Consider the following 22,444-nt stretch of genomic DNA (forward strand, 5'->3'; position numbering starts at 1 on the left):
ACATGTGTCCTCACCAGACGAATAGCCGGTGAACCTGAATTCGTGGTGTGCATGGCGATCTGAAGCCCGACTCTGCTGCGGCTAGGCGCCCACGCGGTGTATCCAGGTGGCGTGCATACGCTGTCTCCGGAGTGTCCAGGATACCCTTGTACATTTTCCCAGCTGTCTGATTTCGAGCACCACCGGCGCAGCGGACCAACTGGATGGACCGACCCAGGATAGGGGAAAGCGAGAATGGGATTAGCCCAGACAGAGAAGTATCTGAAGCGGCACAACATCAAAGCGGGCCTGACCAGCACGCTGATTGCTGACCGCGCGCTGGCCCGGGGGATTGAGGTCTTTCCCGATGCGCAGCGGCGCCTCACTATGAAGGTCGGCGGCAGATACGTCTGGTTCGACGGATCCCTCTCAAATATCAACAGCGTGCTGGCCAGACGCTGCGTGCGCTACAAAGACGTCACCAGCCGGCTGCTGCAGAACTACGACATCAACGCTGCGACCAACGTTGCCTTCTCCCGGGATCAGCTGCACCAGGCGTGGGCCTGGGCGGAGGCGGAGATGCCGGTGGTGGTCAAACCACCCAATGACGGTATGGGAGACGAGGTCCATGTGGGGATTTCGGACTTCGCTGAGTTCCAGCGGGCCTTCGCTGCGGTGGGCGCACTGTCGGAATCGGTGCTGGTGGAGCGGTTCATCCCCGGGGTCGAACATCGTGTGCTGCTCATCCACGGCAAGGTCGCCGCTGCTGCCAGGCGCATCCCGGCCCACGTCGTCGGTGATGGGGTCTCCACGATCGCAGAGCTGGTGGAGCAGAAGAACAGACTGCGCACAGAGTCGGCCAATCCCGTGCATTTCCAAATCCCCGTCGACGACGTCGTCGTGCGCGAGCTGGCCAAGCAGAGCTTCGCCCTGGGCTCGGTGCCCGCCGAGAATGAACGCGCCTGGCTGCGGCCCAACTCCAACGTCCACAGCGGCGGCGACGGGGTGGACGCCACCGATGAGCTCCGGCCCGAGGAGGTCGAGATGGCGGAGCAGACCGCCAAGGCGATCCCTGGACTGCGCATAGCGGGGTTGGACCTGCTGCTCCCACGAGACGGGCAGGGATCTGCCCCGCATGTGTTGGAGATCAACGGAACGCCTATGATCACCGGGCACCACTACCCCTGGTACGGGCAGAGCCGCGACGTGGCCGCAATGCTGGTCGAGTCCATGTTCGGCAAAGAGTCGGACCGACGACCCAGGCCTCCGGAAAAGCCCCGCTCACGAGCGTCCCGGCAGCTGCGGCAACGACTGCGTCCGCTGCGGCCGCTGTTCCGCCGCTGAAACGTATGGTGGCGGCGACCCTCGATGCGCGTCATCTCAATGATCTGGTGGCTTGAAACGGGAAGACGCGCGCAGAAGCAGTGAGGAGGGCTTCTGCGCGCGTCACGCTTCCCATCGCGCACCTTCTATTAGAACACGTCTTCTATGGTTCATCAACCATCAGTTTCACCAAATAGAATATGTGTTCGATGTGACTTTCCTGTCAGAAACCTATGAGAACGGACATTCGATCCCAGCCGTGCAACGAGGTGGCTGACACCGTCATGAGTCCCTTACTCAGTGTCCGGTACCTTCACCGCCTTGGAGTCGCCGCGACGAACGGCCAGATAGCCGGCGGCCGCCAGACCGATCAGCAGGATCAGCAGGGTCGCCGTGCCGAAGTTCAGGCCGAAGCCATTGATGGCCAGGAACGCGACCGACCCGGCAGCGATGCAGTAGTAGAGAGCGACCCACACTGTTTTGCGGATGATGTCGCCTTCGCGGTTGAGCAGGCCGACTGTTGCCGAAGCAGCCACAATGTTGTGGATGGTGATCGTGTTGCCGCCGGCTCCGCCCGCCGCCTGGGCGGCTGTGACGGTCTCCGGTGAGACGCCGATGGTGTTGGCCGTGGACCACTGGAACTGCGAGAACGTCAGATTGGACACAGTGTTGGACCCGGCGATGAATGCTCCCAGGGCGCCGACGAAGGGGGCGAAGAACGGCCACGTCTCTCCCGCCACAGACGAGGCGGCCTGAGCCAGGAGCACGGGCATGGATTCCATTCCCGACTCATTGATGCCGGATTGGATCAGCACACGCACCATGGGCACGGCGAACAGCAGAGCCACGGCGGTGCCGAAGATCTGACGGCCAGCGATCTTCCACGTCTGTGCCATCTGCTTAGCTGACATGCGATAGATCAGGTAGCCCATCGCTGAGGTGAGGATCAGGATGAAGCCGGGGGAGAAGAACACATCAATCGAGGTGCTGATCCCCTCGACCCCCAGAATGTCGGAAATCTGCACCTGTGTGAGGCCCGGAGTGGTGAGGAACTCATTGAGCCCCTCCCACACGCGGGTCAGCACCAGCAGAGCGGCCATGATCACATAGGGTGTCCAGGCGCGCACCAGGGTGATCTTGTGCGGCTCGTTGGGGTCGCGCGGCTCGCCGGGGGCGATGCGACCCATCCAGCGCTGCTCCCAGGCTGCCCGGGGGCCGAAGTCGAAGGTCTCCTTGGGCATCAGGAAGCCCTTGGAGGAGGTGAACATGACCAGGGTCAGACCCACCAGGCCGCCGATCAGTGAGGGGAACTCCGGGCCCAGCAGCCAGGCCACCAGGACCGAGGGCACCGTCATCGACAGCGCGGCGTAGATCGCGAAGGGCCAGACCTTCAGCCCCAGAGCGAAGTTGCGCTTCTGACCGAAGAAGCCGGTGAGGAAGCAGGCCAACAGCAGTGGAATGAGGATGCCGACTGCCAAGTGGAACAGAGCGGTCTGCAGGCCGATGTTGGCAATATACTCCGAATAGGTCATGCCCAGTTCACTGAGTCGGTCCTGCATCGCTGGGGAGTTCTGGTTCAAACCGTCGCCGACGCCGACGAGGATGGGCGTTCCGACCGCGCCGTAGCTCACCGGTGAGGACTGGATGATCAGGCCCACCACCACCGCGGCCATGGCGGGGAAGCCCATCGCCAGCAGCAGCGGTGCGACGACGGCCGCTGGGGTGCCGAAGCCCGAAGCACCCTCGATGAAGCTTCCAAACAGCCAGCCGATGATGATGGCCTGAATGCGGCGGTCGGGGGAAATATAGTTGAAACCGGCCTGAATGCGTTCCATCGCGCCAGAGACGGTCACTGTCGACAGCAGCAGAAGGGCGCCGAAGACGATGTAGAGCAGAGTGCCCGCGACAATCAGCCCCTCCAAGGAGGCTGCCGCCAGCGCAACGGGCTGCATCTGCCAGGTTGCCCAGGCAATGATGATGGCAGTCAAATAGCTCAGCGGCATGGCGTATTTTGCCGGCCATCGGAAGCCGGCAAGCAGAATACCGGCGACCAGGATCGGCGCTAGGGCCAACATACTTAGGACAAACTGGTTATCCACGTCGATAACGTCCTTCCGGTTGGTGCCCGGCAGGGGCCTTCGGTGCGGTGATCTTATCTTCAGCTGTCACTTCATTCACCGTCCAACGCGTCCGAAGAGGGAGGCGATGGGTGCTACGAAGAGTGCTCGTGCGAGGAACGCGCCGGCGACGATGACTGCCAGGGAGAGGGCGAAGAGCCAGAACCCTGTCCAGTTCTGTGTCTCGTCGCCGGTGTAGATCTGGTTGAGGTTGGCCAAAGCGTCTGTGGCGAAGACGAGGATCAGGTGGACCAGGATGAAGACGGTGAAGTAGATCATCACTGGGAAGTGGACGGCGCGTGCCAGTTCTACGGGGAAGAGCTTGTTGAGGGCCTGGTTGTTCGCTGGCCAGAGCCCGGACATGCGCAGCCCGGTGAGGATCGCCAGCGGTGCGGCGATGAAGATGGTGGTGAAGTAGGCCAGTTCCTGCAGGCTGTTGTAGTGGGCCCACTCCCCGACAGTGGGCCAGTCCAGGGAGACGTACTGCAGTCCGGCGGAGAGGGCGTTGGGGAAGATCTCCCAGCTGGTGGGCACCACCCGCTGCCAGTAGCCGGTGGCGAGCAGCAGGACCACAAAGATGACGCCGTTGAGCACCCAGAGCAGGTCCAGCGCGTTGTGCAGCCAGATGGTCAGGCTGATCTTGCGCTTCTTGTTCCACTTCGGGGTCCAGTAGGCGGCCGGGCGAGCCTCGGTGCGGATCTGGATGCCGGTCTTGATGACCAGCACCATCAGAAACGCGTTGAAGAAGTGCGCCCAGTTCAACCACCAGGGATAACCGCCCGGGGCCTCCGGCTGGGAGTACTGGCCCGGGTAGCGCTCCACGAAACCTGCGACAGTCTCAGTGTCGAGCAGCCACCGGGTGAGCAGCACTGCCACAGCGGCCACCACAATGATGGCAACCACGCCGATGCCGCCCTGGACCGCCCATTGTCTGCCGGTGCGATTGAGGAAGGTCTTCTGCGCAGGCTGGGTCTTCGGCGGTTTGGGTGTGGTGTGCTCGGCCGCACCGGTCTTGGCCTCAGCCGGGGTCGGGGAGGAGCTGTCCTGCACTGGGGCCGACCTGGGATCCTGACTTCGGAGCCCAGATCCGCTTCCTAACCCCGACCTGCGCGGAGCGGGCTCCGAGGTTTGACCCGTGGGGGGGCGGCCGGCAGGCTGCTGCGGCTGCTGGGCCGGCTGTTCACCCATACCCATGCGACGTCGAGCTGGTTGCTGCGGCGCTGATTGGACTGGGTCTAGTTGCTCTGGTTGCTGGGCCTGTTGAGCCATGCCGGTGCGACGGGCCCGGTTGTTCATGCCCGTGCGGCGAGCCGGCGGGTTTGCGGCGGTCTCCTCGGGCGTGTCTGCGGCAGTGTCCGCAGGGTTCGGGGCAGGCTCATCGTGGGTCTGCTGCTCTGGGGGCTGCTGTTCCTCGGGGGTGCGGGGCAGGCCTCTGCGGCGTCGTGGTGGTCGTTCAGGAGCCACCGCCGGCGCGCTCCTTCAGCCGTGTGATCAGCTGGGGGACCACATCGAAGGCATCACCGACGATGCCGAAGTCGGCGATGTCGAAGATGGGCGCCTCGGGGTCCTTATTGATGGCCACGATCGTCTTAGCCGACTGCATGCCCGCTTGGTGCTGCACTGCCCCGGAGATGCCCAGGGCGATGTAGAGATCGGCAGAGACGGTGACCCCGGTCTGGCCCACCTGGTAGGAATTCGGCGCGTAGCCGGCATCCACTGCGGCCCGGGAGGCGCCCAGGCCGCCCCCCAGCTCATCGGCGAGCTGCTCTGCCAAGGCGAAGCCCTCGGCAGAGCCCAGTCCCCGTCCGCCGGAGACCACTGTGGCCGCGCTGCGCAGATCCGGGCGCGTCGACGCCTGCAGGTTCTCGCTGAACCCGGTGATCTCAGCCGCCGCGGACCCGGCCTCAGGGACCTCCAGCGTCTCCACTGTCGGCTCAGCCGCTTGGGCGCGCTCATCGACCGCACCCTCGCGCAGGGTCACGATCAGGGTGCCGTGGGTCGGGGCAGACTCGGTGGTGTAGGCGCTGCCATAGACCGAGTGGTGGACCACGTTGCCCTCAGCATCACGAGCAATGCCCACCGCATCAGCAGCCACGGCCGCCGGAAGCCGCACCGCCAACCGGCCGGCAATGTCACGGCCATCAACATCGTTGGGTACCAGCACCGCCTCAGCGCCGGTGGCACCCACCGCAGCGGCCACAGCCTCCAACGCCGGGGCGGTCAGCACTGACTGCGTCTGGGGCGTCTCAGCGAGGTAAACCCGCTGGGCCCCAAACGTGCCGGCAGCCGCAGCCGCGGCCTGACCCTGGCCCGGTGCGGCCACAATGACCGCCACCGGCGAACCGAGGCGCCCAGCAGCGCCCAGCAGCCCGGCAGCGCTGCCCACCAGTTCACCATTGGGCAGAACCGGCAGAAACGTCACCACATTGTTCTCAGCCATTCTCAGACCAGCCTCTTCTCCGCCAAATAATCAGCCAGCTGGGTGCCAGCCTCACCTTCATCAGTGACCTTCGTACCAGCAGTGCGTGCCGGGGCCTGGGTGACCGAAAGCATAATCGAGCGCGGCACATCAGCCTGGGCATCAACGCCCAGATCCGCCGCGGTCAGGGTCTCCAGGGGCTTCTTCTTCGCCGACATGATCCCCTTGAACCCGGGGAACCGAGGATCCGGCATCCGTTCGGTGACCGAGACCACCGCCGGCAGATCAGCCCGCAGACTCACCGTGCCGCCATAGGTGCCACGCTCACCGCTGACCTCAGTCTCACTGATCTGGGCCGAGTCCAAACTCGTCAAGTGCGCCACACCCAGCCGCTGCGCCAGCATGGTCGGCAGCAGCCCACCGGTGCCATCGGAGGACACATCACCGGCGATCACCAGATCAAACCCGATACGCCTCAGCGCTGCGGCCAACACCTCAGCGCTCAGCCCCAAATCAGCACCAGTAAGCGCCTCATCACTGATGTGGCAGGCACTATCAGCACCCATCGCCAGAGTCTTACGCAACATAGACTCCGCAGACTCCGGACCCATAGTCACCAACACCACCTCGGCGTCCTGCGCAGAATCGGCATAGGAGACCGCAGCCTCCACCGCACGAGCCGTGATCTCATCAATCACCCGATCACTGGCCCCACGATCAGCCAACCCGGTCGTCGTATCAAGCTTGCGCTCCCCATAACTGTCGGGAACCTCTTTCACCAACACAGCAATCTTCATCAGAGGGCCTTTCCTCCCAAGGCTTCAAGCACAGCAGCAGCAACTTCGGCGTCCTGAGCAGGCGGGCCCCCGGCCACACCGAGTCCGCCGACCACTACGCCGTCGAAGACCAGGGGTACGCCCCCGGGAATCCGTGTCAGCAGTGTACCGGTGCCGTTCTCCATGGCCGGTGCCAGTTCTCCTGGCATGTCTGCGCTGGGCTTTCGGGTTGAGGCCGCAGTGTTGGCCTTGCGCTTGGAGGTCTCCACGCTGTGGGCCGTCATGCCGTCGGCGCGGCCGAAGGCCACCAGGTTCAGCCCGGGGTCCACCACGGTGGCGCAGAGATTGAGGCCGCGCTCTGCGCCGATGCTGAGGGTCAGTCGCACTGCCTCGGCAGCAGTTTCGTAGGCGATTGTCGCCACGTTGATGTATGCAGTCATCAGGTCTCCTTAGCCGGTAGCGTTCAGCGCGGCCGGATCCAGCACAGCGCCTGGGTTGAAGATATTGTGCGGGTCCAACGCCATCTTAATCCGATGGTTGAGGTCCAGGGCGTCCTCACCGATGTAGTCGCTGAGCCAGGGGCGCTTGAGCCGGCCCACACCATGTTCGCCGGTGATCGTGCCGCCCAGGGCGATCGCTAAGTCCATCACCTCACCGTAGGCGGTGTGCGCGCGTTGCTTCTGATCCTCATCGGCGGGGTCGAACACCAGCAGCGGGTGGGTGTTGCCGTCACCGGCATGGGCGAGCACCGCAATGACGACGTCGTGGTTCTGTGAGATCTCTGCCATTCCGCGCACCAGGTCACCCAGGCGGGGCAGCGGCACCCCGACGTCCTCCAGCAGGATGGAGCCCTTCTGCTCCACGGCCGGGATGGCCATCCGGCGGGCGACGACGAACGCTTCCCCCTCTTCGGCGTCAGTGGTGTAGAAGACCTCGGTGGCGTTGTTCTCATTGCACAGCGCCTCGATCTCTTCGATCTCTTTGGCGGCGTACTCCGCCGGCTCGTCGGACTGGATCACCAGCATCGCCGCCGCCTCGCGGTCCAGGCCCATCTTGGTGGTGTCCTCCACGGCGTTGATGGTGGGCTTGTCCATAAACTCCAGCATCGAGGGGCGCCACTGGGAGGAGATCGCCAGAATCGCCTCGGTCGAATCCTCCAGTGTGGCGAAGGTGGCCACCAGTGTGGTCGGCGGCCGCTGGGAGGGGACCAGGCGCAGCGTGATCTCGGTGATCACCCCCAGTGTCCCCTCACTGCCGACGAACAGCTTGGTCAGATCCAGTCCGGCCACATCCTTCAGTCGCGGCCCACCCAGCTCCACTGCCCGGCCGTCGGCCAGCACCACGGTCATGCCCAGCACGTAGTCGGTAGTCACCCCGTACTTCACGCAGCACAGGCCCCCGGCGTTGGTGGCGATGTTGCCGCCGATGGAGCAGAACTCGAACGACGACGGGTCCGGCGGGTACCACAGGTCGTGCTCTGCGGCGGCGGCCTTGACCTCAGCGTTGAACGCGCCGGGCTGGACCACTGCGGTGCGGGTCAGCGGTTCGACCTGGATATCGCGCATCTTCTCCATGGAGAGCACGATCCCACCCTCGACGGCCGTGCTGCCGCCGGAGAGCCCGGAACCGGCCCCGCGCGGGACCACCGGCAGCCCACGGGCGGCCGCGAAGCGTACCGCAGCCTGGACATCTTCGGTGCTGGTGGCACGCACCACCGCAGCAGGGGTGCCGGCATCCGGGTCGTTGGCACGGTCCCAGCGGTAGTTCTCGATGGTGGCCGGATCAGTGACGACGCTGCCCGCGCCCAGGGCATCGATCAGCTCCTGGAGCTGGGGCGCATCGGTAGTGGGGGTCTGCGTCAACGGGGAAACCTCTCTGAGTTCGCGTAGGACCAACTGGTAGTGAACCGTATCACCGCAGGTCACTGCAGTGGAAGACGAGTGCCGCATGATGGAATGTGCGTCTGCTGTCGTTTCTTCCGGCCACAGTGTAGCCCGGGTGGTGGCACCCCCGGGAGGGTCCGAATCGACCCAGGTGACCGGCAGGCATAAACTGAGCTGGGATTGTCCACACCTGATGAGTCCTTTGACCACAACGGAGCAGTATGTCCACACCTGAGAACCCCGCCGAGCACGACGACGTCGTCGTTCCCCACCCGCTGGATGAGACGGCGATCAATGAGCGTGTCGACGCCGCACTGGTCAGCTTCGAGGCTGCCGGCGACCTGGACGAGCTGAAGGCTGCCCGCTTGGCCCATACCGGCGATAAGGCGCCGATCATTCTGGCCAACCGGCAGATCAAGTCCCTGGACAAGGACCAGAAGAAGGAAGCAGGCCAGCTGCTGGGCTCCGCCCGCGGCCGCATCCAGAAAGCACTGGCGGCCCGCACTCAGGTGCTGGAGGCCGAGCACGCCGCCCGGATGCTGGTGGAGGAGACCGTTGATGTCACCGCCGCCCCGGTGCGCCGTCCGCTGGGCGCCAGGCACCCCATCTCGGTGCTGCAGGAGAAGGTCTCTGACGTCTTCACCGCCATGGGGTGGGAGATCGCCGAGGGACCGGAGGTCGAATCCGAGTGGTTCAACTTCGACGCGCTGAACTTCGGCCCCGACCACCCCGCCCGGGAAATGCAGGACACCTTCTTCATAGAACCTGCAGATGCTCATCTGGTGCTGCGCACCCACACCTCCCCGGTGCAGATCAGGGCCCTGCTGGACCGTGAGCTGCCGGTCTACGCCCTGTGCCCGGGCAAGACCTTCCGCACTGACGAGCTGGACGCCACCCACACCCCGGTGTTCCATCAGTTCGAGGGCATCGCAGTGGACAGGGGCCTGACTATGGCCGACCTGCGCGGCACCCTGGAGCACTTCGCCCGGGCGATGTTCGGCCCTGAGGCCGCTATTCGGCTGCGGCCCTCCTTCTTCCCATTCACCGAGCCCTCTGCTGAGCTCGACGTCTGGCACCCCGACGCCAAGGGCGGGCCCCAGTGGGTCGAATGGGGCGGCTGCGGGATGATGCACCCCAACGTGCTGCGCGCCGCCGGTGTCACAGACCCGCAGTACACCGGATTCGCCTTCGGCATGGGCGTGGAGCGGACCCTGATGTTCCGCAACGGCGTCCTGGACATGCGAGACATGATCGAAGGCGACGTCCGTTTCAGCCAGCACTTCGGTATGGAGGTTTAGCCAGATGCGCATTCCCCTGTCATGGATCCGTGAGCACACGCAGTTCCCGGCCTCGGGCACCCCAGAGGACCTGATGGCCGAGCTGGTCCGTGTCGGGCTGGAGGAAGAGGACGTCCACCTCCCAGAGATCTCCGGACCCGTCGTGGTGGGCAAAGTCCTGCAGAAGTCCCCAGAGCCGCAGTCCAACGGCAAGACGATCAACTGGTGCCACGTCCAGGTGGTCCCCGACGGTCAGACCCAGATGCTCCAGGGGGAGGGCATCTCGGACGACGGCGTCCAGGGCGTGGTCTGCGGGGCCGACAACTTCGAGGTCGGCGACAAGGTGGTCGTCACCCTGCCCGGCTCCGTGCTGCCCGGCGACTTCCGCATCTCAGCACGCAAGACCTACGGGCATCTCTCAGCCGGGATGATCGCCTCGGTCAAGGAACTAGGCATCGGTGAGGACCACGAGGGCATCCTGGTGCTGAGCTCCCTGGGCCTGGACCCCGAAATCGGTGACGACGCCCTGGACCTGCTGGGCCTGAGCGACGCCGCCGCTGAGATCAACGTGACACCGGACCGCGGCTACGCGTTGAGCATCCGCGGGGTGGCACGGGAGTACTCCCACGCCACCGGCACTGCTTTCACCGACCCGGCCTCACTGGTGGGCGTGCCGGAGTCCGGAAGCGCCGGCCACGAGGTGATCCTCGATGACGCCGCCCCGATCTACGGCACACCCGGCTGCGATAAGTTTGTGGCTCGCCGGGTCACCGGAGTCAACCCGAACGCGCCCACACCGCCGTGGATGGCCGCCCGCCTGCGCTTGGCCGGAATGCGGCCGATCAGCCTGGTGGTCGACATCTCCAACTACGTGATGTGGGAGTTGGGCCAGCCGCTGCACTTCTACGACGCCGAGAAGCTCACCGGTGCCATCCAGGTGCGTCGGGCTGCAGCGGGGGAGAAGCTCACTACCCTGGACGAGAAGCAGCGCGAGCTGGACGCCGAGGACCTGGTCATCGCCGATGACTCCGGGTCAATCGGCCTGGCCGGGGTGATGGGCGGTGCCGCCACGGAAGTCTCTGCGGAAACTTCGACAGTGCTGATCGAATCAGCTCATTTCGACCCCATCACCGTCAGTCGCACCAAACGCCGCCACCGGCTGCCCTCAGAGGCGTCTAAGCGCAATGAGCGCGGGGTGGACCCGTTGATTGCCGCAGTCGCCGCTCAGCGTGCGGTGCAGCTGCTGGTCGACTTGGCCGGCGGCACAGATTCCGGTGAGGTCACCGAGGTCGGCGAGCCGGTGCTGCCGGACGCGATTGCTATGGACCTGCAGCTGCCACAGCAGCTGATCGGTGTGGACTACAGCACCGAGCAGATCACCCAGACGCTGACCGATGTGGGATGCCGCGTCGAGACGGGGCAGGGCGATTCACTGCAGGTGACACCACCGAGCTGGCGCCCGGACATCGACATCCCGGAGGCGCTGGTCGAAGAGATCGCCCGGCTGGTGGGCTTCGATAAGATCCCCTCCCGGCTGCCGGCTGCTCCGGCTGGCCGCGGGCTCACGCTCGCCCAGGGGCGTCGTCGTACGGTCTTCAACGGGCTGGCTGCCGATGGTTACACCGAAGTGCTGAACTACCCGTTCTGCTCTGAGGCGGCCAACGAGCTCTTCGGCGCCTCTGACGAGGGGGCTGCGGTGGCCCAGGTGCGGCTGGCCAATCCGATCAGCAGCCAGTACCCGGTGCTGCGCCGGTCTCTGCTGCCCGGCCTGTTGGACGCGGTGCGGCGCAACGTCTCCCGCGGCTTCGGTGACACGGCACTGTTCGAGGCAGGGCTGGTGTTTCTGCCCGGTGAGCAGATCGGCAGTCCGGAACTTCCCGCCCTGGGGATCCATCCCGGTGATGCGGTGATCAACGATTTGAAGGACGGCACCCCGCACCAGCCCCAGCATGTGGCTGTGGCGCTGACCGGCCACTCTGCCCCCGAGGGCCTGGGAGATGCCGGCCGCGGTCGTGATTGGGCCGATGCCGTCGAGGCCGCGCGCACCGTCGCGGAGCTGGTTGGTGTGCAGATCGAGGTGGTCCAGGGCTCTCACCAGGCCTTCCACCCCGGGCGTACCGCAGAGCTGCGCTGTGCCGGATCATTGGTGGGCTACGCCGGGGAGCTGCACCCGCAGGTGGTTGAGGCCGAGAATCTTCCCGCGCGCACCAGCGTGATGGAGTTGGACTTCTCCGCAGTGCTGGAGGCTGCGCCCTCGATCATCACTGCCGAACCGATCTCCGGGTACCCGCAGACGACCCAGGATGTGGCGCTGATCGTCGACGACGCCGTCACCGCCGCAGCGCTGCAGGCCACACTGACCGAGGGTGCGGGAGATCTGTTGGAGAGCATCGAGCTGTTCGACGTCTACTCCGGAGAAGGAATCGAGGCGGGCAAGAAGTCGCTCGCCTTCGCCCTGCGCTTCAGGGCCGAGGACCGTACGCTGACCTCCGAGGAGGCCTCCGCCGCGCGGGCCGGCGCTGTGGCGCTGGCCGCCGAGCGCCACAGCGCCGTTCAGCGGTAACCGCTGGTACACCCGATATTCGACGGTGACGACCACGTGGGAGGAAGGGGCCACCTGGCTACTCAGTGACCTCGCCAAAAGCCGCCTCATAAGTTTCTGACTGGGATGGCGTGATCTCGCCAGCGACCCGCAGCAGGATGCTTCCCGACTGGAAGTGATACTCCGACCCAAGAAACGGGGCATCAGCGAGGGTGTCTTGAATGTAGTCGCTGCGTTCTGTGGCCGCGTCCTCATCAGCCCAAAATTCAACCGTAGCGCCGCAATCGACGCCTAGGCTCTGACAATCTGCTTCGCTGTCGTAGATGACGAGGGCTTCGGTATAGCCGTTTGGGCGCCCGATGAGGTCGTTGGGGTCGTTATCCTCGGTGATGAGTGTGTAGTCAGTGATTGTATCGATATCAGACTGAAGCGCCTCGGCGATTGATTCCGCGTCGAGTTCACTCTCTTCGGGTTCTTCTTCTGGTGTGGGCGCGGCGGAGACGGTGTCTTGGGTGTCGGAACCGTTGTCCTCCGGATCCTCAGACGTCCCCTCCTCTCCACATGCAGAAAGGGCGAAGATGGCAAGTGGGAACAACACGGTCATTGCGGAGCGATTCATGGAGTCGATGCTACCTGGAGCCCTCGACGTCGATACGCGCCAGCTTGCGGATGACAGAGGAGCCGGCTGCTGGATAGCTTGGGGAGACACCGGCGCAGAGAGAGCGCGCCGCTAATGGCGGGGCAGATTGTCCGGCCTCGTCACTAGGATCTTGGGGATGAATCACTCAAAGTCGATCACCATCACACTGGTCTCCTTGGTGCTGCTTTCCGGATGCGCAGTCGGGGACTCTGGGCCAACACCCCATTGGAGGCATTGAAAGTGTCACCGTACTGCTGCCTTACTTACACTTTGCTGCTAAGTGTAAGTAAGGAGGGGTCACTACTTACACTTAGGGGACCAGCAGCAGCTTGCCGGTGGTGCGGCGGTTCTCCAGGTCGTCCTGGGCGCGGGCCGCTTCGGCCAGCGGGTAGCTGCCGCCGATGTCCAGCCTCAGTTCCCCCTTGGTCAGGGCCGCGAACAGCTCGGTGAACCGCCAGTTGCGCTCCTCAATGTTGCGCAGGTACCAGTTCACAGCGGGGCGGGTGACATACAGACCGCCGCGCCTATTCAGATCCTGCAGATCAAGCGGCGGCACCTGGCCGGAGGCGCCGCCGAAGAGCACCATGGTGCCGCGCACCGCTAGGGAGTCCAGCGAACCGGTGAAGGTGTCTTTGCCCACTCCGTCATAGACCACCGGTACGCCCTCACCCTTGGTGATCTCGTGGACCTTCTCAGCGAAGCCCTGGTACTCCAGCACGTAGTCGGCGCCGGCGGCCTGGGCGATCTTCGCCTTCTCAGGACTCGAGGTGGTGGTGATGACGCGGGCACCCTTGGCCTTGAGCAGCTGGGTGAGCACCTGGCCCACGCCACCGGCACCAGCATGGGTCAGCACAGTTTGGCCGGGGGAGACCTTATAGGTGGAGTTGATCAGGTAGTGGGCGGTCACGCCCTGCAGCGGCAGCGCGGCGGCCTGCTCATCGCTGACCGCATCCGGCACCAGCACAGCTTTGGCGGCGTCGACGAGGAAGTGTGTGGAATAGGTGCCGGTGGCAGCTTCCGAGGTGGTGATGCGCTGCCCGAGGCTGAAGTTCTCGACGTTTTCGCCGACGGCGACGATCTCTCCGGCGCCCTCGACGCCGGGGGTGAACGGGTACTGCACGGGGTAGACCCCGCTGCGCTGGTAGGTCTCGATGAAGTTCACGCCCGCCGCAGCGGTCTTGACCAGCAGCTGGTTCGACTCCGGGACCGGGGCGCTGACCTCAACAGACTCAAAGACCTCGACGCCGCCAGCCTGGCGGGCACGGGTCACGCGGGCAGTTTGCGGAAGGTCCTCTTCAAACACAGTCGGCTCACTCATAGCACTGAGGCTACCTGAGCAGGCGCGGCACACAGAAGCCGGCCCCTCCACCAGAAATGCATAAATATTGATACCTCTGCATAAAATCGCGTAGTGTGGTCCCCATGGTTTACACCGCTGCTGTCTCCGGGGCCTCCGGCTACGCCGGGGGAGAAGTCCTGCGCCTACTGGCCAACCACCCACACGTGGAGGTCGGTGCCATCACCGGCCACTCCAATGTCGGCCAGCGCCTCGGCGAGCTCCAACCCCACCTGCACCCGCTGGCGGACAAAGTGCTCACCGAGACCACCGCCGAAGCGCTCGCCGGTCACGACGTGGTGTTCCTGGCCCTGCCGCACGGGGCCTCCGGTGAGCTGGCCGCCCAGCTGGGGGAGGAGGTGGTGGTCATCGACGCCGCAGCCGACCACCGGCTGGAATCCGCCCAGGCCTGGGAGAAGTTCTACAGCTCGAAGCACCAGGGAACCTGGCCCTACGGGCTGCCCGAACTGCCTGGCCAGCGCCACAAGCTCACCGGTGCCACCCGGATCGCGGTGCCCGGCTGCTACCCGACCACCATCATGCTGGGGCTGGCCCCGGCGCTGGCGGCAGGACTGGTCCAACCTGAGGACGTCGTCGTCGTCGCCGCCACCGGCACCTCCGGAGCCGGCAAGTCGCTGAAGCCCCATCTGCTGGGCAGCGAGGTGATGGGCGGGATGAGCCCCTACGGCGTCGGCGGTGTGCACCGGCACACCCCAGAGATCGAGCAGGGCCTCAGCTGGGCGGCCGGCACTGAGGTGCAGGTCTCCTTCACCCCCACGCTGGCGCCGATGCCCCGCGGCATCCTGGCCACCAGCACCGCAAAACTGGTCCCCGGCACCACCGAGGCGCAGCTGCGCGAAGCCTTCGCCGCCCACTACGACGCCGAACCGTTCGTCCACCTGCTGCCTGAAGGGCAGTGGCCGGCCACCAAACAGGTGATCGGCTCCAATCACGTCACCATCCAGCTGGCCGTGGACGCCCACGCCGGCCGGGCGATCATCGTCTCCGCCTCCGACAACCTGACCAAGGGCACCGCCGGCGGAGCCGTCCAGTCGATGAACCTCGCCCTGGGGCTGGAAGAGACCACGGGGCTGAACCTGTTGGGAGTCTCACCATGAGCATCACCGCCGCAGCCGGATTCCAGGCCGCCGGAGTCACCGCCGGGCTGAAGTCTGCGGGTAAGGATGTCGCGCTGGTGCGCAACACCGGTCCGGACAAGCACGCCGCCGCGGTGTTCACCACCAACCGGATCGCCGCCGCACCGGTGCAGTGGTCCCGCCAAGCGATCAGCGACGGCCGCGCCGATGCCGTGGCGCTCAACTCCGGTGGAGCCAACGCCTGCACCGGAGCCCCGGGCTTCGCCGACACCCACACCACCGCCGAACACCTGGCTGAATCACTGGGCCTCTCCGACGCCGACGTACTGGTCTGCTCCACCGGACTGATCGGCGAGCGGCTCAACATGCCGGTGCTGCTGGACGGGATCACCAGCGCGGCAGAGACGCTGAGCAACGACGACGCCGCAGCCACCGCCGCGGCCGAGGCGATCCTCACCACCGATACGGTGACCAAAACCGGGGTGGTGGGCGGCCGCGGGTTCACCATCGGCGGCATGGCCAAAGGGGCCGGAATGCTCGCCCCCGGCATGGCCACGATGCTCTCGGTGATCACCACCGACGCGTCCATCAGTGCCGCCGATCTCGACGCCGCCCTGCGCGAGGCAGTACGCGTCAGCTTCAACCGCGCCGACTCCGACGGCTGCATGTCCACCAATGACACGGTGATCGCCCTGGCCTCCGGCGCCCACCCCGAGACCGACCCGGCAGGTGTGGACTACGCCGAGTTCCGCGACGCGCTCACCCAACTGTGCCAGGACATGGCCCAGCAGCTGATCGCCGACGCCGAGGGAGCGGCCCACCAGATCGCCATCCGCACCGTCAACGCCGCCACCGAGGAGCAGGCCGAGACCTCCGGGCGCGCTGTGGCACGCTCCAACCTGTTCAAGACCGCCATCTTCGGCCGCGACCCCAACTGGGGCCGCATCCTCTCGGCGGTGGGCACCACCGACGTCGAGTTCGACCCCACCACCATCGACGTCGCCGTCAACGGGATCTGGATCTGCCAGGCCGGAGGTATCGGGGCCGACCGCGGGCTGGTGGACCTCTCCGGGCGCGAGGTCGACGTCGTCATAGATCTGCACGCCGGTGGCGCCGAAGCCACCATCCTCACCAACGACCTGACCCACGACTACGTCCACGAGAACAGCGCCTACTCCAGCTGATGATGCCTACCTCACCCGATATGCCTACCCTGACCCCCCGCGACGAATCCACGCTGGCCTCCGCCGCCGATAAGGCCGCAGTGCTGGTGGAGGCGCTGCCGTGGATGAAGCAGTTCGCCGGCAAGACCATCGTCATCAAATACGGCGGCAACGCCATGGTCAACGACGAGCTGCGCCGCGCCTTCGCAGAAGACGTGGTGTTCCTGCGCCACGTCGGCGTCAACCCGGTGGTCGTCCACGGCGGCGGCCCGCAGATCAACCAGCTGCTGGAGCGGCTGGGCATCCGATCAGAGTTCCGCGGCGGGCTGCGGGTGACCAACCACGAAACTCTGGAGGCGGTGCGCATGGTGCTCAACGGTCAGGTGGGCCGGGAGTTGATCGGGCTGATCAACTCCCACGGGCCCTACGCCGTCGGACTCTCCGGCGAAGATGCCGCCCTGCTGCGAGCCCGGCGCAAGGGCGCGGTGGTCGACGGCGAGGAGGTGGACCTGGGCCTGGTCGGTGAGGTCAGCGGCGTCAACCCCGCTGCGCTGGAAGATCTGGTGGCCGCCGGCCGGATCCCGGTGATCTCCACCATCTCCCCGGAGTTCGACGAGCACGGCGAACCCACCGGGGAGGTGCTCAATATCAACGCCGACCTGGCAGCCGGGGCAGTGGCCGCCGCCCTGGACGCGGCCAAGCTGGTCATGCTCACCGACGTGGAGGGCCTCTACTCCAGCTGGCCGGATAAATCCTCCCTGATCTCCTCACTCTCCGCCTCAGACCTGCGGGCCATGTTGCCCACCCTGGAATCGGGCATGATCCCGAAGATGAACGCCGCGCTCGCCGCCGTTGACGCAGGTGTGCCGCGGGCCCACATTGTCGACGGCCGCCAGCCCCACTCGATGCTGCTGGAGATCGTCACCAGCGCCGGGGTGGGCACCCAAGTCGTCCCCGATCAGCCAAATCGTTCCGAGCAGGAGGCAGCACAGTGACCGATATCGACGCCGTCCGCCTGGATAAGCTGGACAAGCTGGACGAGCGGAGCTGGCAGCAGCGCTATCAGCGCTCGCTGATGGGCGTCTTCGGCGACCCCCAAGAGCTGCTGGTCACCGGCCGCGGCGCCTGGGTCAGCGACTCCCAGGGCCGGCAGCTGCTGGATATGCTCGGCGGCATCGCGGTCAACGCGCTGGGCCACGCCCACCCCCGGATCGTGGAGGCCCTCACGCAGCAGGCCCAGACGTTGGGCCATGTCTCCAACCTGTTCACCTCAGTGCCGCAGATGCGGCTGGCCGAGATGCTGCTCAACGCCGCCGAGGCGCCGGAGGGATCCACCGTGTTCTTCGCCAACTCCGGCTCCGAGGCCAATGAGGCCGCACTGAAGGCTGTGCTGCGCCACCGCGAAGCCACCGGCAAGTCCCGCATCCTCGCCCTGGAGAACGGGTTTCACGGCCGGACCCTCGGCGCACTCTCGCTGACCCATAAGCCGGCCTTCCGGGACCCCTTCGGCGACCTGATCGGCGGCATCGAATTCTTAGCGCCCAACGACACCGCCGCCCTGGAGGCCGCCTTCGAGGACGACGACGTCGCCGGGCTCTTCTGCGAGCCCATCCAGGGCGAGGCCGGCGTGCAGCCGCTGGATGACGCCTACCTGGCCCGCGCCCGAGAACTGACGCGCAGCCATGACGCCCTGCTGGTCTTCGACGAGGTCCAGACCGGCATCGGGCGCACCGGCCAGTGGTTCCGATTCCAAGGGGTCGACGCGGACGTGACCCCGGATCTGATGACCCTGGCCAAGGGGCTGGGCTCCGGAGTTCCTATCGGCGCGCTGCTGGCGTTCGGACAGACTGCCAGCACGCTGCTGGGTGCTGGGCAGCACGGCACCACCTTCGGCGGCAACCCGCTGGCCGCCCTCGCCGGCCAAACCACCCTGGAGACCATCCAGTCCGAGGGGCTGCTGGAGAACGCCCGCCGGGTCGGAGCCCATATCGCCTCAGCGCTCGCCGGAGTCGAGGCCGTGGCAGAGGTGCGTCAGTACGGGCTGCACATCGGCATCGACCTGGACCCGTCGTCGTCCTCGGCCGCGTCGCCGGCTAAGAGCCTGGTGACCATCGCCCGGGAGAACCACCACATGATCATCAACGCCACCGGCGACCACACCCTGCGCCTGGCGCCGCCGCTGAACCTCACCACAGACGAGGCGGACATTTTCCTCGCCCGCTTCACCGCTGCCCTGAAGGACCTTCCCCGATGACCGTCCGGCATATGCTGACCGACCTCGACCTGGCCCCCGACGAGCTGCACCGGGTGCTGAACCTTGCCGCACATCTGAAGGCCCACCCCTACCGCATCAGAGCACTCCAGGGGCCGCAGACCGCTGCGGTGATCTTCGACAAAACCTCCACCCGCACACGGGTCTCCTTCGCCGCGGGCATCGCCGCACTCGGCGGCAGCCCGCTGATCATCAACCCCGGTGAGGCCCAACTGGGGCACAAAGAGTCCATCGCCGATACCGCCCGGGTGATGGATCGGCAGGTTGGCCTGATCATCTGGCGCACCTACCAGCAGCACCGGCTGCAGGAGATGGCTGAGCACAGCCGCGTCCCGGTCATCAACGCGCTCTCCGACGACTATCACCCCTGCCAGCTGCTGGCCGATCTGCTGACCGTGCGCGAGCACCTGAGCGCCACCGGCAGGGGCGGGCTTCCCGGCACCTCGCTCGCCTACCTGGGAGATGCGGCCAACAACATGGCCAACTCATACCTGTTGGCCGGGGCCAATGCGGGAATGGACGTGCGCATCGCAGGCCCCGACGGGCACCTTCCCCAGCAGCGGATCATCACCGAGGCCGAGCAGCGGGCGGCAGCCACCGGGGGGCGGATCACCATCACCACCGACCCCGCCGCCGCCCTGCAGGGAGCCGATGTGGTGGCCACCGACACGTGGGTCTCCATGGGGCAGGAGGAGCAGAAGGATGAGCGCATGCGCCTCTTCGGTGACTACCAGGTCAACGCCGAGGCCATGGACCACGCCGCCGCCGACGCCGCAGTGCTGCACTGCCTGCCCGCCTACCGGGGTGCGGAGGTCACCGCCGAGGTCATCGACGGCCCGCAGTCACTGGTATGGGACGAGGCGGAGAACCGGCTGCACGTCCAGAAGGCGCTGATGGCCTGGCTGCTGGTGGAGTCCGACCTCGCCGATGAGCAGACCGTGCAGCTGGTCCGCGACGGTGAACGCCGATGACCCAGCAGACCTCAGCAGGCCCAGGGCTGTCGACCAAAACAGCCCGACATGCCAAGATCCGTGAGCTGGTCTCCCGCTCCTCCATCCGTTCCCAGGCGGAGCTGGCCCGCCGGCTGGCCGAAGAAGGGGTGACGGTCACCCAGGGCACGCTCTCCCGGGACCTGGTGGAGATCGGAGCCGCTCGAGTCCGCGGCGCCGAGGGCGCTCTGGTCTATGCGGTGCCTTCGGATGGGCCGGATCGGGCACTGCAGGCCGAACAGGCAGAGGCGACGACGACGGCGCGGCTGGCCTCGCTGTGCCGGGACCTGCTGGTCTCGGCTGAGGCCAGCGCCAACCTGGTGGTGCTGCGCACCCCTCCCGGTGCGGCCCAATTTCTGGCCAGCGCGGTGGACCACGCCTCCTTGAGAGACATCCTGGGCACCATCGCCGGCGACGACACGATCATGGTGATCTCCACAGACCCCGCCGGTGGTCAGCAGATCGCCGACTACTTCTCCACCCTGGCCGAAGGTCGGGCCTGACCCGGCCCGCTCGTACCCCGCTCTTTTGCTGCTTCCCCGCACAATTTCGTGCGGTACAGGCAACAGGGCGGGGTGCGAGCCCCGGGGTGGGTGCGCTCAGTCGGCCGATGCGCCCCGGCTGCTCATTTCCCGGCCCAAGACGATGCCGCCGAGGACCAGCAGGATCAGAGCAAGCCCGATCCAGATGAACGTGGTCCAATGGCCAGCGCCTGGGCTCAGCACCGTGGGGCCGAGGGTGGCCGCGAACGTCGCGGCCACGAAGTACCAGACCGCTGTGCCGGCGTCGTTCTTCTTCGGGGTGCTCATAGTTTCAGGGTAACTATTTCTGGGCGTGCCGATCCACCACAGTGCGCATGTTCTCCAGGCCGAACATCTCGATCACCGCATACGGGTTCTGCGGACCCAGATGCGCATCAGCGCCCGCCTGCAGCAGCGCAGCGGTGATGTCCTCGTTCTGCCGGAAGACCGCGCAGCTCAGCGCCGTCTGGCCCCGATCGTTCATCCGGTCCGTCTCGGCCCCGCGCTCCAGCAGCCCGCCCACCAGCTCCGCATGGTCGTTATAGGCAGCCAAAATCAGCAGCGTGTCGGATTTGTGGTTGCTCAGATTCACCGGGATGCCCTGGTCGATCAGGCTCAGCAGACTCTGCGTCTTACCCTCCCTGGCCAGGTCAAACATGGAGTTGAGAAACTCCAGCTGCTCATCACTCAGCTCCGGGGCCTCATCGGGGGCGCGATCCTCTGCCTCACTCATGCAGAACAGCTTACCGGGACCGTCCAACGATAACTATGCATAACACCGAATAATTATGTAGACTGCGTGATGAACACCCGGCACAAGGTGCAGCGGCCCGCGGCCGCCCCACGTGCCCACCGACGCTTTAGAGGAGCACCCGTGACTGATCGCATTGTTCTGGCCTACTCCGGAGGCCTCGACACATCTGTGGCCATCGGTTGGATCGCCGAGGCCACCGGCGCCGAGGTCATCGCCGTCGCCGTCGACGTCGGCCAGGGCGGAGAATCCCTGGAAACAGTGCGCCAGCGCGCCCTGGACTGCGGTGCGGTGGAAGCCTACGTGGCCGATGCGCGTGATGAGTTCGCGGAGCAGTACTGCATGCCCACCCTGAAGGCCAACGGCCTCTACATGGACGCCTACCCGCTGGTCTCTGCCATCTCCCGGCCGATCATCTCCAAGCACCTGGTGGCCGCCGCCCAGCAGTTCGGCGCCACCACGGTGGCCCACGGCTGCACCGGCAAGGGCAACGACCAGGTCCGCTTCGAAGTCTCCATCCAGACCCTGGGCCCGGAGCTGAAGTGCATCGCCCCGGTGCGTGACCTGGCGCTGACCCGCGATAAGGCGATCGAGTATGCCGAGCGCCACAACCTGCCGATCGAGACCACCAAGAAGAACCCCTTCTCCATCGACCAGAACGTCTGGGGCCGGGCGGTGGAGACCGGCTTCCTGGAGGACATCTGGAACGGACCCACCAAGGACGTCTACGACTACACCGCCGACCCCGCATTCCCGCCGGCGCCCGACGTCGTCAACATCACCTTCGTCCAGGGCGTCCCGGTCGCCCTGGACGGTGAGACGCTGACCCCGCTGCAGATGATTGAGCACCTCAACCGCCGCGCCGGTGCCCAGGGCGTGGGCCGGATCGACATCGTTGAGGACCGCCTGGTGGGCATCAAATCCCGCGAGATCTACGAGGCGCCCGGTGCGATGGCGATGATGGCCGCCCACCAGGAGCTGGAGAACATCACCCTGGAGCGTGAGCAGGCCCGGTTCAAGAAGATGGTGGACCAGCGCTGGACCGAGATGGTCTACGACGGCCAGTGGTTTTCCCCGCTGAAGAAGAACCTCGACGCCTTCATCGACGAGTCGCAGAAGTACGTCTCCGGTGAGATCCGGCTTGAGCTGCATGGGGGCCGGGCCACCGTGCAGGGCCGGCGCAGCGAGACCAGCCTGTACAGCTTCGACCTGGCCACCTACGACACCGGCGACACCTTCGACCAGTCCTCCGCCCGCGGCTTCATCGACATCTTCGGGCTCTCCGCCAAGACCTCATCAGAGCGCGAGCAGCGCATCCACGGCGCACCGGACCTCTCCGGCGCCGGCGTCGAGAAATAG

At 65.9% G+C, this 22,444-nt stretch carries 20 protein-coding genes; 10 read left to right on the forward strand and 10 right to left on the reverse strand.

Annotated features, from left to right (window positions below; genetic code table 11):
* Window positions 1–234: 234 nt before the first annotated feature.
* Window positions 235–1,323: a hypothetical protein gene (locus tag FHX47_RS01530; RefSeq protein ID WP_183357130.1), complete on the forward strand. Its 1,089-nt coding sequence runs from the start codon at window positions 235–237 to the stop codon at window positions 1,321–1,323.
* Window positions 1,324–1,595: 272 nt separating this feature from the next.
* Here FHX47_RS01530 and FHX47_RS01535 read toward each other — a convergent pair whose 3' ends face one another.
* From FHX47_RS01535 to FHX47_RS01560, 6 genes are all read right to left on the reverse strand, one after another.
* Window positions 1,596–3,401, reverse strand: coding sequence for a lactate permease LctP family transporter (locus FHX47_RS01535; protein WP_183357131.1), 1,806 nt, complete (start codon window positions 3,399–3,401; stop codon window positions 1,596–1,598).
* Window positions 3,402–3,476: 75 nt separating this feature from the next.
* A complete protein-coding gene (locus FHX47_RS01540) occupies window positions 3,477–4,469 on the reverse strand; it encodes a cytochrome b/b6 domain-containing protein (RefSeq protein WP_343064258.1) in 993 nt (330 codons plus the stop codon).
* Between the two features lie 403 nt (window positions 4,470–4,872).
* Window positions 4,873–5,859 carry an electron transfer flavoprotein subunit alpha/FixB family protein gene (locus FHX47_RS01545; RefSeq protein ID WP_183357132.1) on the reverse strand — a complete coding sequence of 329 codons (987 nt, stop codon included), beginning with the start codon at window positions 5,857–5,859 and terminating at the stop codon, window positions 4,873–4,875.
* 2 nt (window positions 5,860–5,861) lie between these two features.
* Complete coding sequence (locus FHX47_RS01550; RefSeq protein WP_183357133.1) at window positions 5,862–6,635, reverse strand: electron transfer flavoprotein subunit beta/FixA family protein; 774 nt, start codon at window positions 6,633–6,635, stop codon at window positions 5,862–5,864.
* Entirely contained in the window at window positions 6,635–7,054 is a 420-nt protein-coding gene (locus tag FHX47_RS01555) for a GlcG/HbpS family heme-binding protein (protein WP_183357134.1), read from the reverse strand. Before FHX47_RS01555 ends, FHX47_RS01550 begins: the two co-directional genes overlap by 1 nt.
* Window positions 7,055–7,063: 9 nt before the next feature.
* Window positions 7,064–8,476: an FAD-binding oxidoreductase gene (locus FHX47_RS01560; RefSeq protein WP_246327892.1), complete on the reverse strand. Its 1,413-nt coding sequence runs from the start codon at window positions 8,474–8,476 to the stop codon at window positions 7,064–7,066.
* 242 nt (window positions 8,477–8,718) lie between these two features.
* On the opposite strand from FHX47_RS01560, the gene pheS reads away from it, so the two are divergent.
* Window positions 8,719–9,795 carry a phenylalanine--tRNA ligase subunit alpha gene (gene pheS / locus FHX47_RS01565; RefSeq protein ID WP_183357136.1) on the forward strand — a complete coding sequence of 359 codons (1,077 nt, stop codon included), beginning with the start codon at window positions 8,719–8,721 and terminating at the stop codon, window positions 9,793–9,795.
* 4 nt (window positions 9,796–9,799) lie between these two features.
* Window positions 9,800–12,337 carry a phenylalanine--tRNA ligase subunit beta gene (gene pheT / locus FHX47_RS01570; RefSeq protein WP_183357137.1) on the forward strand — a complete coding sequence of 846 codons (2,538 nt, stop codon included), beginning with the start codon at window positions 9,800–9,802 and terminating at the stop codon, window positions 12,335–12,337.
* A gap of 58 nt (window positions 12,338–12,395) precedes the next feature.
* Here pheT and FHX47_RS01575 read toward each other — a convergent pair whose 3' ends face one another.
* Window positions 12,396–12,935, reverse strand: coding sequence for a hypothetical protein (locus tag FHX47_RS01575; RefSeq protein WP_183357138.1), 540 nt, complete (start codon window positions 12,933–12,935; stop codon window positions 12,396–12,398).
* 331 nt (window positions 12,936–13,266) lie between these two features.
* The gene (locus FHX47_RS01580; protein WP_183357139.1) at window positions 13,267–14,274 is read right to left on the reverse strand and encodes a quinone oxidoreductase family protein; all 1,008 of its coding nucleotides are present in this window, start codon (window positions 14,272–14,274) and stop codon (window positions 13,267–13,269) included.
* 104 nt (window positions 14,275–14,378) lie between these two features.
* On the opposite strand from FHX47_RS01580, the gene argC reads away from it, so the two are divergent.
* From argC to FHX47_RS01610, 6 genes are read left to right on the forward strand one after another with little or no spacing between them, the layout of a single operon-like run.
* Window positions 14,379–15,410 (forward strand): N-acetyl-gamma-glutamyl-phosphate reductase, encoded by a 1,032-nt coding sequence (argC, locus tag FHX47_RS01585; RefSeq protein ID WP_183357140.1) that lies wholly within the window; start codon window positions 14,379–14,381, stop codon window positions 15,408–15,410.
* The gene (argJ, locus tag FHX47_RS01590; protein ID WP_183357141.1) at window positions 15,407–16,573 is read left to right on the forward strand and encodes a bifunctional glutamate N-acetyltransferase/amino-acid acetyltransferase ArgJ; all 1,167 of its coding nucleotides are present in this window, start codon (window positions 15,407–15,409) and stop codon (window positions 16,571–16,573) included. The genes argC and argJ overlap by 4 nt, the downstream gene beginning before the upstream one ends.
* A gap of 20 nt (window positions 16,574–16,593) precedes the next feature.
* Entirely contained in the window at window positions 16,594–17,547 is a 954-nt protein-coding gene (argB, locus tag FHX47_RS01595) for an acetylglutamate kinase (protein ID WP_183357142.1), read from the forward strand.
* On the forward strand, window positions 17,544–18,806 hold the full coding sequence (locus FHX47_RS01600; protein WP_343064259.1) for an acetylornithine transaminase: 1,263 nt from the start codon (window positions 17,544–17,546) through the stop codon (window positions 18,804–18,806). Before argB ends, FHX47_RS01600 begins: the two co-directional genes overlap by 4 nt.
* Complete coding sequence (argF, locus tag FHX47_RS01605) at window positions 18,803–19,795, forward strand: ornithine carbamoyltransferase (protein WP_183357143.1); 993 nt, start codon at window positions 18,803–18,805, stop codon at window positions 19,793–19,795. Before FHX47_RS01600 ends, argF begins: the two co-directional genes overlap by 4 nt.
* Entirely contained in the window at window positions 19,792–20,316 is a 525-nt protein-coding gene (locus tag FHX47_RS01610; protein WP_183357144.1) for an arginine repressor, read from the forward strand. Before argF ends, FHX47_RS01610 begins: the two co-directional genes overlap by 4 nt.
* 96 nt (window positions 20,317–20,412) lie before the next feature.
* On the opposite strand, the gene FHX47_RS01615 is transcribed toward FHX47_RS01610, so the two are convergent.
* Both FHX47_RS01615 and FHX47_RS01620 read right to left on the reverse strand, forming a co-directional pair.
* The gene (locus FHX47_RS01615) at window positions 20,413–20,622 is read right to left on the reverse strand and encodes a hypothetical protein (protein WP_183357145.1); all 210 of its coding nucleotides are present in this window, start codon (window positions 20,620–20,622) and stop codon (window positions 20,413–20,415) included.
* A 13-nt stretch (window positions 20,623–20,635) separates the two neighbouring features.
* On the reverse strand, window positions 20,636–21,067 hold the full coding sequence (locus FHX47_RS01620) for an ankyrin repeat domain-containing protein (protein ID WP_183357146.1): 432 nt from the start codon (window positions 21,065–21,067) through the stop codon (window positions 20,636–20,638).
* A gap of 141 nt (window positions 21,068–21,208) precedes the next feature.
* Here FHX47_RS01620 and FHX47_RS01625 point away from each other — a divergent pair, with 141 nt between their 5' ends.
* Window positions 21,209–22,444, forward strand: a complete 1,236-nt coding sequence (locus FHX47_RS01625; RefSeq protein ID WP_183357147.1) for an argininosuccinate synthase — start codon at window positions 21,209–21,211, stop codon at window positions 22,442–22,444.

Source organism: Garicola koreensis (assembly GCF_014195445.1).
GTDB lineage: Bacteria > Actinomycetota > Actinomycetes > Actinomycetales > Micrococcaceae > Nesterenkonia > Nesterenkonia koreensis.